General features: G+C 48.0%; 11 protein-coding genes. 1 reads left to right on the top strand and 10 read right to left on the bottom strand.

Annotation, left to right across the window (positions count from 1 at the left end; all coding sequences use genetic code 11):
- Window positions 1-51: 51 nt before the first annotated feature.
- Complete coding sequence (locus L4D79_RS08120) at window positions 52-1,509, top strand: cytochrome-c peroxidase (RefSeq protein ID WP_428649757.1); 1,458 nt, start codon at window positions 52-54, stop codon at window positions 1,507-1,509.
- 81 nt (window positions 1,510-1,590) lie between these two features.
- Here the strand turns inward: L4D79_RS08120 and L4D79_RS08115 are convergent, their stop codons facing one another.
- The 10 genes from L4D79_RS08115 to L4D79_RS08070 form a co-directional block, all read right to left on the bottom strand.
- Window positions 1,591-2,226, bottom strand: a complete 636-nt coding sequence (locus L4D79_RS08115) for a DUF1190 family protein (protein ID WP_428649754.1) — start codon at window positions 2,224-2,226, stop codon at window positions 1,591-1,593.
- A 10-nt stretch (window positions 2,227-2,236) separates the two neighbouring features.
- The gene (locus L4D79_RS08110; RefSeq protein WP_428649751.1) at window positions 2,237-2,653 is read right to left on the bottom strand and encodes a DUF350 domain-containing protein; all 417 of its coding nucleotides are present in this window, start codon (window positions 2,651-2,653) and stop codon (window positions 2,237-2,239) included.
- A 33-nt stretch (window positions 2,654-2,686) separates the two neighbouring features.
- Window positions 2,687-3,319, bottom strand: coding sequence for a YjfK family protein (locus L4D79_RS08105; protein WP_428649748.1), 633 nt, complete (start codon window positions 3,317-3,319; stop codon window positions 2,687-2,689).
- Between the two features lie 46 nt (window positions 3,320-3,365).
- A complete protein-coding gene (locus L4D79_RS08100; RefSeq protein WP_428649745.1) occupies window positions 3,366-4,400 on the bottom strand; it encodes a potassium channel family protein in 1,035 nt (344 codons plus the stop codon).
- A gap of 23 nt (window positions 4,401-4,423) precedes the next feature.
- On the bottom strand, window positions 4,424-5,110 hold the full coding sequence (locus tag L4D79_RS08095; protein ID WP_428649742.1) for a PspA/IM30 family protein: 687 nt from the start codon (window positions 5,108-5,110) through the stop codon (window positions 4,424-4,426).
- Complete coding sequence (locus tag L4D79_RS08090) at window positions 5,110-5,508, bottom strand: DUF2170 family protein (protein WP_428649739.1); 399 nt, start codon at window positions 5,506-5,508, stop codon at window positions 5,110-5,112. Before L4D79_RS08090 ends, L4D79_RS08095 begins: the two co-directional genes overlap by 1 nt.
- 264 nt (window positions 5,509-5,772) lie before the next feature.
- Window positions 5,773-6,843 carry a hypothetical protein gene (locus L4D79_RS08085; RefSeq protein WP_428649737.1) on the bottom strand — a complete coding sequence of 357 codons (1,071 nt, stop codon included), beginning with the start codon at window positions 6,841-6,843 and terminating at the stop codon, window positions 5,773-5,775.
- Window positions 6,836-9,307: a TcfC E-set like domain-containing protein gene (locus tag L4D79_RS08080; protein WP_428649735.1), complete on the bottom strand. Its 2,472-nt coding sequence runs from the start codon at window positions 9,305-9,307 to the stop codon at window positions 6,836-6,838. Before L4D79_RS08080 ends, L4D79_RS08085 begins: the two co-directional genes overlap by 8 nt.
- A 13-nt stretch (window positions 9,308-9,320) precedes the next feature.
- Window positions 9,321-9,977 carry a hypothetical protein gene (locus L4D79_RS08075; protein WP_428649733.1) on the bottom strand — a complete coding sequence of 219 codons (657 nt, stop codon included), beginning with the start codon at window positions 9,975-9,977 and terminating at the stop codon, window positions 9,321-9,323.
- Between the two features lie 149 nt (window positions 9,978-10,126).
- Window positions 10,127-10,651 carry a CS1 type fimbrial major subunit gene (locus L4D79_RS08070; RefSeq protein WP_428649730.1) on the bottom strand — a complete coding sequence of 175 codons (525 nt, stop codon included), beginning with the start codon at window positions 10,649-10,651 and terminating at the stop codon, window positions 10,127-10,129.
- Between the last annotated feature and the right edge of the window lie 222 nt (window positions 10,652-10,873).

The following is a 10,873-nucleotide window of genomic DNA, read 5'->3' as shown; positions in this document are numbered from 1 at the left end:
AATCAGACTGCCCATAAAAATAAAATTAATTTGGCTAGGTTGGAGTGTTGTATGAATACCTCCCGTTATTTATTGGCTGTTGCATTGATTGCGACGGTCACGGCATGTCGTGAAGATTCTGATGACTCAGGCTCGCTAGGAGTGAGTTCGGTTGGGGCCGATGAGACTGAAATTGTCCAAAACCCTGCAGACACACCACCTTCGGAAGACGCCCCTGTTGATGATCAATCTGAGGCTGAACCACCAGTAACACCGCCATCCAGTGGGGATGATGGCCAAGGTAGCGAGCCGCCGCCTCCACCTCCCGAGGCGAAACTGGATATTGATGGTTTGCCGTTGCCTGACTTGTCGGCAAGCCATGACTATGAAGGTTATTTAAAGGCGCAGCCGAAGTACTACACGCGAATTACTTCGCCGTTCGGCAATGTTGATTCGCAAGACAATACCCCGTTTGGCAATAAGGTAACCAATGCCGGTGCGAATTTAGGGCGGGTGATATTTTACGATGTACGCCTGTCGGCGAATAACACCGTTGCTTGTGCATCTTGCCATATTCAGGAGCATGGCTTTACTGATCCGAAAACGTTCAGTGATGGCTTTGATGGCGGTAAAACGGGCCGCCATTCTATGAGCTTGAGCAACGCAGCATATTATCGTAATGGGAAGTTCTTCTGGGATGAACGCGCAGACACGCTGGAAGACCAAGTGTTAATGCCAATTCAGGACTCAGTCGAAATGGGAATGAACCTATTTGACCTTGAAGTGAAAATGGCCGAAACCAGCTTTTATGCTGATCTATTCACTGCCGCCTTTGGTGATGAGGCAATAACCAGCGAGCGGATTTCAAGAGCGTTAGCCCAGTTTATTCGGACCATGATTTCTTATGAGTCCAAATATGATCAGGCCTTCGTGGCTGGCGAGTGGGATGAGCCAGACTTTGCAGCGGTCTTCAGTGAACAGGAAATGCTAGGGTTAAGGCTCTTCTCTGGCTTCCCCGGCTCTGAACGGGATTCGTTGGGTTGTATTGCTTGCCACCAAACCAGTGCTCACTCGATGGATCAAGCCCATGTGAATGGCTTGGATGGGGATAACGGCAGCGATCAAGGCGCGGGAAACGGTTTCTTCAAGTCACCGTCATTGCGTAATATTGGCGTTGGTGCGCCGTATATGCATGACGGCCGCTTTGAAACCCTGATGGATGTGGTTGAGTTCTACAACAGTGGTATACAGCGCCATCGTATCTTAAGCTCTGACTTAACAAGCAATGGGCAAGTCGGGGGCCGTCCAATAAGGATGAACTTGAGTCAGGAAGAAAAAGAGGCACTGGTGTCTTTCTTGGAAGCGCTGACAGATGAAACATTCTTGAATAACCCGATTTATCATGATCCTTTCTTCCCGAATACGGTTGAAGGGCAATTACAAGCCATCATTGATCAAGTGACTGAGCAACAGGACAGTGAACAACAAGGAAGCGAACACTCTTCGGATGGCGATGAGTCATCGCAGTAAACGGCATCGCGTTACTTTTCTGAAGGCAAAAAAAACCTGCAACAAGGATGTGCAGGTTGTAATGAAAGAACAAATTGGGGCTTAGCCTCCCCAGCCTTTACTGCCGCTAGAGGAGCGACTGCTGCTCCAGCCGGACTTAGCCGATACCGTAGAACCAAACCCGCCACGTGATATGGTGCGGCTGACTGTTGGCTTGGGTTTCATGTGATCTTTGCTGACCCGCACTTTGGTTTTCTTGTAGCTGCTGCGGCCGTAGTCGTTGCCGTCGGCTGTGGTCCAGCGGTCATAAAAAATACTGCCCGGATAATAAGAACGGAACATCGGCTGTGAGTAATAGCCACGGTTACTGTCCATCATTCTGGCAAACATGAAACCGGCCATGGCTGGCATGAACCAATTGTTGCCTTGTGGCTGCATACAGGCATTGCTACCAAACTCCGCTTCGCAATCGTAGCGGGAGTTGTATTTGGGGGCTGTACGGGAAGCTTCCTGTATCGCGAACTGATAAGCGGCTTGGCATTCCTCGGTGTAGTTGGGGTTGTCATCAACACAATCATTCAGCGATTGATAGATGACGGCATCATCTGCGTTGTCGCTACAACCTGAGAGTACGGCGGTGGCCAAAACTGCGGTCACAGGGGTCGACATGGAGGCTATTGACACCGGACGCCAGTTTTTCTTCATACTGGCGAGCACGACGTGTTTACTGCGTTTCATGGCATCCCCCTTAGTAGGTCATACAGGCGGCGTTGAGCAGGCCTACTGACACGGATGTTGCAGCCATGACGATACCCGCGGGAACTTCTCCGGCTTCGATACGCTCGACAATTTTTGGCATGAAGCCAAAGCGCAAAATAGCAAAGGCGATTAGCTGGGCAAATAAGGCTACCACGCCCCAAATAGCAAAATCGATGAGGTTAACTGAGTTAGTAGCGGCACCAGCAATAGCCAAGCAGTAGCCGATGATGGAGCCTGATAGCCCAATGGCTGCCGCAATATTTTGCTCCTCTTTGACCAGTTTCCACTCATCATGCGGCGTAAAGCGGACGTAGACGAACTTGAACAGCATCAGGAAGGCCAATGACAGCGAAAAATAAAGCAAGAATGCGCCGAGGCCGGCGAGTGAGTTGGTGAGTACTTCCATGTTAATCCTATTCTTTATCTAAACAATTGAATGTTAGCCTATTAGCTTGAAGTCGGTCGGAGTTAAATCAAAACCTGTGCTAATGGCGAGGCAACGCTCTGCTTGATTACGGTAGATCTTCTCTTCGCCAGCAACGAGCAGAAACTCAAATTGTCCATTGCCTGTGTCGCGCTCATAGATCATTACAAACTGGTCTGTTTCCGTGACGGTACCATTCTCTAACCAGGTTTTTTCTGTCATGGCGACGGGGCGGGTGTTGTCCCACACTTTAGTAAATTGAAAGCCTTCAAGCTCCCAGCTGGGCTTGACGATCTCATTGTCCAGTAAGTGCTGCCACTGGCTCTGGGTATCAATGGGACGCGACTCGTAAAAGTAATAGAGTTTGACCTCGCTGATATCGGCTTCGGAGGGACCGTGGGTCAAAATCTGGATAAACCCATCGTCATCGGTGTAGAAGCGTAGTAGCCGGGTTTGCTCATCGAGCTGGACTTCACCGACCGCCTTGATCAGCTGGGTACGGGATGCTCCCTCGATAATCAGATCCGGCTCAATCAATCTCAGTTTTAGATCATCAAGTTCAAAGGCACCGCCAAGCCTTAATCCAAGGCATTCAGGACTGCTCGGGGGCGTGGCTTGTGGTTGTTTCTTCTTGAACCAATCGAACATAAATACTCCCGTGTATTTAGATGCTGTTAGGTGGCGCTAGGTGTTATCAGGTGCACTGAGACCAATGGATTTTCTCAACGCGCTCGTCAGCAATATAAAACAGTTTGGCACCGGGAGGGACTTCACGATCCAGTGGCGGATTGAGTTCGACCCCTTTGCCTGTGTCGATGGCAATAAGAATAGCCTCATGCTGCTGTTTGAAGCCGTTGAATAGCGGGGCAATGGTGTTTGGTTCTGCCGTTGCAGGGTATTGCACGGCATACTGGGTCATCCCCTTGTGGGTGCTCAGCAATTCGTGATGCAATTCACTCGAGCCTGGATCGATGGCAGCTTTTGCCAACATTTCGACCGCAACCGAGGGAATGCACTCGACATTGGGGCAATGATGCTTGAGCAAACCACTTAGTGACTCGTCATTGAAGTAAGCCAAGATATGGGCATTCGGATTTTGATTGGAACAGAACAGGGCGGCAGATAAGGTGACGTCATCTTCGCTGTTATCAATCACAATACAGCTGGCGGTGTCGACGCCGGCTTTTGCCATTGCTTGGCTATCGGTGAAGCTTGGGGCACGGACAAACTCTATTTCCCCAGGCAGTGGATTTTCAATCTCAGGGCGGACACACAGGACAATTGCGCGGTGGCCTTTTTCTTCATGTTGCAGCATTTTGATCAGATGCAGGGTACGCTGCTCGTTCCACCCCAGCACGAGAATGTGGTTTTCCACCGATACTTTCCTCCGGCCTAACAGCCCCTGTTTCCAGTAATCAATAAAGACGCTCGCCACTCGGCCTACCGCAATAGCAAATAACCCCAGTCCACCGGGGATCACAAATAGCATGATGACCCATTTTCCTGCCACTGTGGTTGGCGACATGTCGCCATAGCCAACGGTAGAAGCACTGACCACCAAGTAGTACAGGAAGTCAGTTGGACTTTGTATTAAGGCTGATTCACCTACAGCAGCCAGTAGGACATAGCTGATAGCGGTATAGCCGATAACCATTAGAAGGAGGTTTCTGCCACTTAGCGCATGGAAGTTCTGAGCCGCCCAGCGGCGGAATAAGAGCCATAATGACATATTACCTCCCTATCAAACGGCAACTACTGGCCCAAAATACGCTTAAGTTCATCTTCAGCTGAGGATTGTTTTCCTGGAGTGATCCCGGCTTCGGCCAGTTTTTTGTCCAGGCTGCTGCCTGACTGTTCATCGGCCATTTCAGCGGCGGCTTCCAGTTGGGCTGACTTTTCGGCTTGGCGTTGTTTGATTCGCTCAAGGGATTCAACCGCGGTATGCATTTTGGCATTGGCACCGACATTGGTGGCCGATACCGCCGATTGGGCCTTTTGTACCGCTTCGTTAGCCTTTACCACATCCACTTGCTGTTCCAGTTGGCGTAGTTTGTCTTTGGCTTGGCTGATGTTGGTACGCATCTTCTGCTCTGAAGCAACAAACTGGTCAAGGTAGGTTTGTTCGGCTTGTTGTTCATTGCGAAGTTCCGCGACTTTTTGTGCGCATTCAAGCGCGAGATCTTGCTGGCCTTTTTCCATCGCGCCACGGGCATGGCCTTCATATTCTCCGATGCCTTGCTCGAATCCATCCACTTTCTGTTGGGACATTTTACGCTTGGCGACGATATTAACTAAGGCTTCATCCGAGCGTCGGAGTTCTTGTTTAGCTTCACGAATCTCTTGATCAAGGATGCGCAGGGCTTGGCTATCAGCAGCAGCTTCAGCTGTTTCGTTTACACCGCCTTTAATCGCGGTAAACAGTTTTTTCCAGACACTCATTACGCAACCTCCTTGAGGTGGTCTTGGTACAGTTCGATAAACGCTTCTACATTGCGGAACAGGGTAGCGACTTCAATTACAATGCTTTCCGCCTTGGATTGGGATGACAGTGAGCCAAACGCCACGTAGTAGTCGTTGCCGCCAATTTCATTGATACCGATAGTCGATAGCGGGAACATCTTATGGGTACGTAAGATATCGTTGTTGAGTGAGGCGATGTCTGTTACTTGGTCTGCAGGGAACAATAGGACTTCAACCAGAATCTGTTCACCAGATACGGCTAGAAAGGCTTCGATATTGTCTTCATTGCGTATAACCAATGTCTGGTCATTCTGATCAACAGCCCAGCCGTCGTGTTCACTCAGGAGTGGGATCAGTTCGGATACTTGCCACGTCATAGTTGCTACCTTTTGTTAGGTGTCAGCGGATTGAACGAAAAATCTCCTCTTATTATGAGGTTAAATTATTCAATTACCATGAAATGCTGTTTTTTTGTTGTTTTTTTGTGAGCTGTTTTATGCCGCTGTGAAGGTTGGTCCTCTATCAAAAAGCGCTAGAGAACACTGCTTCCATTGCTACTCTTGCAATCAGCAGCCATTCTCGTCGCGCTATGAACCTATGGGTAAGTCAGGGGGATCTTTTTTCTTTGCTGTGGGGGAGCCTTAGAAATCGGCCTCGAAGGTGAGGTTGATAGTATCAAAATAGGTCTTGCCCATTTCACCGTGTTGCCTTATTCCCGTTAAAGTGAAGTCAATATACCCTGGGTATTCATAATAGCTGCCGGTAAAATCTGCACCATCTATATAGGTAGGGATATTATGTCGCAGGTCAAAAGTCCTTCCTTGCTCGGGAAACCGTGCCTGAGTTGCCAGTTCCATCTGGGTGCTGGCGAAGTTGCAGTCTCCACCAGAGGTCGCAGAGCTCGGACTGCTACATGTCATGGTGATGCTATAGCGTTCGTTGCTCTGTGCTCGGAAGCGGACTTTTCCGGTGAATATGTTGTCATCTTGATAAGATGGCATTAGTGATACCGAGGTATAGGGCATATCAATCTTGAACACGTGGCCGACAACCAAGCTCAGGTTGGGAATGTAGGGGGAGGTCATTAAGTCAGGGGTCATGTTGTTTACAGTCATTTCAAGTTCATTGCTTTTGAACTGGTAACCGCCACGCGCTGAATAAATCCCAGGTACGACTGCGTTAGGATCAAGCAGCTCAAACGCTAATGTGTACCAGAGTGTTGATTTTTCTCCGGCATACAATTTCAGTCTCAATGGACTATCGCTGGTGATGCTTTTTTCTCCGTATCCTGTCCAACCGCTGTTGTTGTATGCGCAGTAATCGCCTGTAATACTGCCACCGCCATACGACGAGCCGTTAGTCTTTCTTCTAGCTCCTAGCGGGGTTACTTTTAACTGGGCCGTGCCCTTTCCTTCTCTTTCATACAGCGTCACAATCGCAGGCTGTCCAATCTCCCATACGAACATGCGAGCCTTGGAGCCAGGGTGTACACCGGATACTTTATATGCCTTGCTATAGGGAAAGTTTTCTGCGCAATTGGCTGCTATTGTTCCCGACCTTGGAAAGACATAGTTGCTTGTCGCTCCTGGGGTGTAGTAGAGCAGGCCAACAGGTATAGTGTATTGAGCACCCTGTACCAGCCCAGACCACGTTGCTAGGTAGCATGCGGTGGCTAAAATTCGGATCATTGCATTCATTTTTGCTTTACCCATTGTGGCACCCCACTTTTCCCAAATACACGAAATCCTGGCTGTTGCTGGACATCAGGCTGTCGTCGAGGTTGACGGTACAGATTGCGCGGCCCTGGCCGTCGAGTAGCTCGATCACCGGGTACTGGCGTGATACCGTCAACTGGAAATATTCCTCATTGACGGTACCGAGTACATCGACGGTAGACTCGTGGTTGCTGACGGTGACCTTGGACTCGTGGTTCTTCAGTGTGATGCTGTCGCTGCCTAAGTCACTGAAGTCGATGTAACCAGCGGCTTCAAACGTCTGCCTCGGGTCGATGGAAAGAAATGCAAAGTTGCCTTTGTAAAGTACGAATTCGTGACTATAGTCATCGATGACGGCATTCGATGAATTGATGTACATACTGCTTTCTGTGAAACTGGGTACGGTCACCAAAGTGTTGCTGTCCCTGAGTTTGACGGAGTTCCCCCCGCTGACATCCGCGCGCACCTCGATATTGCTTCCTGGCTGGGTGTCCATATTGACGATAACCCCGGAGCTGGCCATATTCCTGTCGAAGGCATAGTGATTTCCCGAAAAGTACATGTTGCCACTGACCCTTCCATATTGATTGCTGTTGTAGTTTCCATGCTGGGAATCCCGGTACACAAAGCCGCCCAGATAGGCATTGGCACTGTCGAACCTGAAATCAGCATCGGCGCCGAGCCGTGCGAACTCCTCGCCCCCTCCGGCAGAGAAGGTCAACTGGCTCAGCTTGCTTTCCTCCGGCAGCTGCCTTGACATGATGACTTCGCCATAGGAAGACTCGCGCTGTCCGGTATAGGTGAAGTTGGTGCTCAGTGAGTAGTCCCGTCGGGCACCGAGGGTAAAATTGATTGACAGCGTGGCTAGCAGGTCATCTGTCGATGAGGTCCCCAGTGAGGTACTCAAGTTGGCAGGCACACCGAAAAAGTTGACGGCATTCTGGTTCTCGATATTCAACTCGCTGTAGTCACTACTGTATTGCGGCGAACTCACCTTTGACGTATGTGCACTGAGCATGAACAGCTTGGAATAGCGGTAGTTCGGCATCAGAGATACGTTCAAGAAATACGAATGGCTCTCGGTGCCGAGCAGATCGCTGAAGCGGTAGCTGAAGTTGCTGTTTACCATCTTGTCCAGCAGTGTACCGGTGTAGTTTGCCTGTAAGTTTATCCCCCAGTCTTTTGACTGGATATCGAGTTCGGTTGATAGTTCGACACCCAGAGGAAAAGCTGGCTGGTAATTGATCGTTGACTGGAAATATTGGGTTGTACCTATGTTCAGTATCGAGAACGAACCGGTAGTGAAGTCATTGACTTTGGACTGGTAGGCAAAACCTGCTGTCAGATCATCGTATTCTCCATCGAGTACATCAAGTTGATGGTGTTTCGAGTCCATCATCCCCAGTGCTAGTGTAAAACCATTGTCGGTTAGCGAGTTGCTGACCGTATCTGTAATGGCCTCTAGTTCCTCGCCACTGAGGGACCGGCGTACAATTGACACGTCATAGACGCCGATTGGAAAATCAGAGACCGGGATTTGTGCCATCCCGGCCTCTGCGCGTGTGACGTAGAGCAGGCGGTTGCTGCGGTATACCTCGATCATGCCGCTAAACGGCATGAACACTTGTAGGGGTGATCCCGTGCCTTGTTGTTTGTTCCTGAATGTTTCGCTGGTTGACGAGTACCAGCCGCCTACCATGTTGCGGCTTGGGATGACCCCGATGCTCGAGTTATACAGGTCGTTCTGACCAGAGGACTTGAATCCGAGCTCATGTTTTATACCGGCATAGGTTCTTGAGCCCAGTAACTTACCAACGTTGAGCGAATTGTCTCCGTTGTAACGGTCGAAGATCGGTTCGGCTTCAATGAGGTATTCAGCATAAGAAACTTGCCCGAACAGTGACAAGGAGCCGTTGGAATTGTCACCTTCTGTGAAGTTGGCGTTGTATCGTATGCTTCCGCTCACCGTGTCCACCGTACTGCGGCCGATGTGCTCCTGTTCCTGCGTGGCCGTGCCGTTATCGGCTTCAATACCGAAATGCTGGTTCAATGCCGGGACAGATCTATCGTCCGGTTGCAGGTATACCAGCAGTACCTTGTCTTCGTACTTTTCATGGAGCGTGAAACTCATTGTCTCGCAGAGTTCTTTGTTATCAATGATATCGTTGATAAGTTCGCTTGATGCGCACAGGTATGTCTTGTTTAGCTCTAGTTCCAGTTCGGAAGAGCGGTATAGCTTTGTACCATACCCAGATAAAACAACTTCTCCCTCGTCAATTGTTTTATTTAAGTACATCAGTTCGGTCAGTGTCGTTTCATGGCCAAGCAAGTCTTCAAAACCGGCTGGAGTGACAAAACTAAAGCTATTCGGCTGGGTTGCAGTCTCAGTCAGTGCTGCAGTAGCCTGAAAGCCATGCAGTATCGCCCAGGCAATTACTACTTTTCTTATTATTTGTGTCATAGGCTTTATTAGCTTACTGACTAGTGACTACTCGCTTACCAACACTTGGTTCGACTAAATCACATTGCCATGATAATTTGCTTTCCCCGTTGATCAATGAACTAAAATCAAGCTGGCGCTTAGGTGGTAAACGAAATTCCGTAAATACCTTGCAATCATTACCTCTGCAGATTTTGCAGTTTTGCAGTAGGGTTATACTGTCACCGTTATTGGCTATCTTGCTCCCATTGATGTTAACGTGGTAAGTTGGGTTCGATTTGACCACCGTGGCAAACGTGGTTGAAGATATAGAAAAAAACACTGAAGCCTTTTTTTCATCGTTTTTTTCAACCCCGGAATATTCGATTTCTGTTACTGGGTAAAATCGGATTTTATAATTCCTATCGCTATTAATCGCCTTACCGGTATAAATTGCTCTTACGTTTGTCCGACCACCAGGAGGAATGGCGATTTTATCTGGAAGGACAATTAGGTCGTCTTTCTTTAATGTTCCCGTTATCTCTATAAGCTTTTCGTTTCCAGTCCCTATAGTTTCAGGGGAAATATAATAAACGCCAACCTTTACGAACCTTGGATTCTCCTTATCGGGATTGGATACCTGAATGAGCGATGACGAATCTTTGCTATTTGAATCTAGTGTCGTTACTTTGTTCGCTACCGTTACTTGCATTACACTTGCTGGGGCCGATACGCTAAAAAAAACAATAAATAGTATTAATAGTCGAGAGACGTAGATTTGGTAAATCATGGTTTATCCAGTTCATAAGATATAGAGTGCTTTTGCACTCCATATCATAAATAATGAAAGCTATATGAAAATTAGAAATTATCTTCAAAAACCACATTAACAACGCCAGAGTATAAACCGGCAACATCGTATTCAGTTGCCGCTGATGTCTGTGCTATTGATAGGTCGAGAAAATGTGACTGAGGTGTACCTTCTGTGGTGTTTGCAATGACGCCTTGTAGTGCATTACTTAGTGACGTGCTGTTCAGCTTGACTGTCAACGGTATATCGGTGCCACTTTTACTCAGTTGGGCTGCTTGTACTAGCTGTGCAGAAACGCCAACCGAACTCTTCGCTTCTAGACGTATAATATATGGGACGAATTTCTTTGTAGCTTCATCATATTGCAGCTCGACCTCGCTAGGCCATGTTCCAAATACAGGGTTGACGCTAAATGTAGCGGAAGGGATTGTTGCTGACAAATTGATGACTTTATTTACTTTATCACCCTCGGCGGCAATTGCTGTTCCGCTGGTAACCAATGCAGCTAAAATTAGTGAAGTAGCGATTCCTGCTTTTGGGCTATGTGTGCTTTTACTATTTTTATTGTTGAACATACTTATTCTTAACCTTTTTAGAAGATACAAAAAAATGTCGCTGTGTAAATGGACATGACCATTATATTTGTCGGGTTTGGAATAAAGGTAGTTAAAGTGAGATTAAAAATATTAATTAATTTATATTAACCGTTTACTTGGCCACTTGATTAGTTGTATCTGATTGTTAATTTTAATATGTCGGGTGCTTGAGTTTTTTACATGGGATTAATTCGTACTGGG

It is taken from the genome of Photobacterium satsumensis (assembly GCF_050336935.1).
Classification (GTDB): Bacteria; Pseudomonadota; Gammaproteobacteria; order Enterobacterales; family Vibrionaceae; genus Photobacterium; species Photobacterium satsumensis.
This window is presented reverse-complemented; position numbering and strand designations above follow the sequence as displayed.

What these genes read in the sequence shown, in the direction of transcription:
- L4D79_RS08070 (WP_428649730.1), bottom strand. Translation starts at nt 10,651, where the DNA reads ATGTTCAACAATAAAAATAGTAAAAGCACACATAGCCCAAAAGCAGGA.
- L4D79_RS08105 (WP_428649748.1), bottom strand. Translation starts at nt 3,319, where the DNA reads ATGTTCGATTGGTTCAAGAAGAAACAACCACAAGCCACGCCCCCGAGC.
- L4D79_RS08100 (WP_428649745.1), bottom strand. Translation starts at nt 4,400, where the DNA reads ATGTCATTATGGCTCTTATTCCGCCGCTGGGCGGCTCAGAACTTCCAT.
- L4D79_RS08080 (WP_428649735.1), bottom strand. Translation starts at nt 9,307, where the DNA reads ATGACACAAATAATAAGAAAAGTAGTAATTGCCTGGGCGATACTGCAT.
- L4D79_RS08110 (WP_428649751.1), bottom strand. Translation starts at nt 2,653, where the DNA reads ATGGAAGTACTCACCAACTCACTCGCCGGCCTCGGCGCATTCTTGCTT.
- L4D79_RS08115 (WP_428649754.1), bottom strand. Translation starts at nt 2,226, where the DNA reads ATGAAACGCAGTAAACACGTCGTGCTCGCCAGTATGAAGAAAAACTGG.
- L4D79_RS08085 (WP_428649737.1), bottom strand. Translation starts at nt 6,843, where the DNA reads ATGGGTAAAGCAAAAATGAATGCAATGATCCGAATTTTAGCCACCGCA.
- L4D79_RS08095 (WP_428649742.1), bottom strand. Translation starts at nt 5,110, where the DNA reads ATGAGTGTCTGGAAAAAACTGTTTACCGCGATTAAAGGCGGTGTAAAC.
- L4D79_RS08120 (WP_428649757.1), top strand. Translation starts at nt 52, where the DNA reads ATGAATACCTCCCGTTATTTATTGGCTGTTGCATTGATTGCGACGGTC.
- L4D79_RS08090 (WP_428649739.1), bottom strand. Translation starts at nt 5,508, where the DNA reads ATGACGTGGCAAGTATCCGAACTGATCCCACTCCTGAGTGAACACGAC.
- L4D79_RS08075 (WP_428649733.1), bottom strand. Translation starts at nt 9,977, where the DNA reads ATGCAAGTAACGGTAGCGAACAAAGTAACGACACTAGATTCAAATAGC.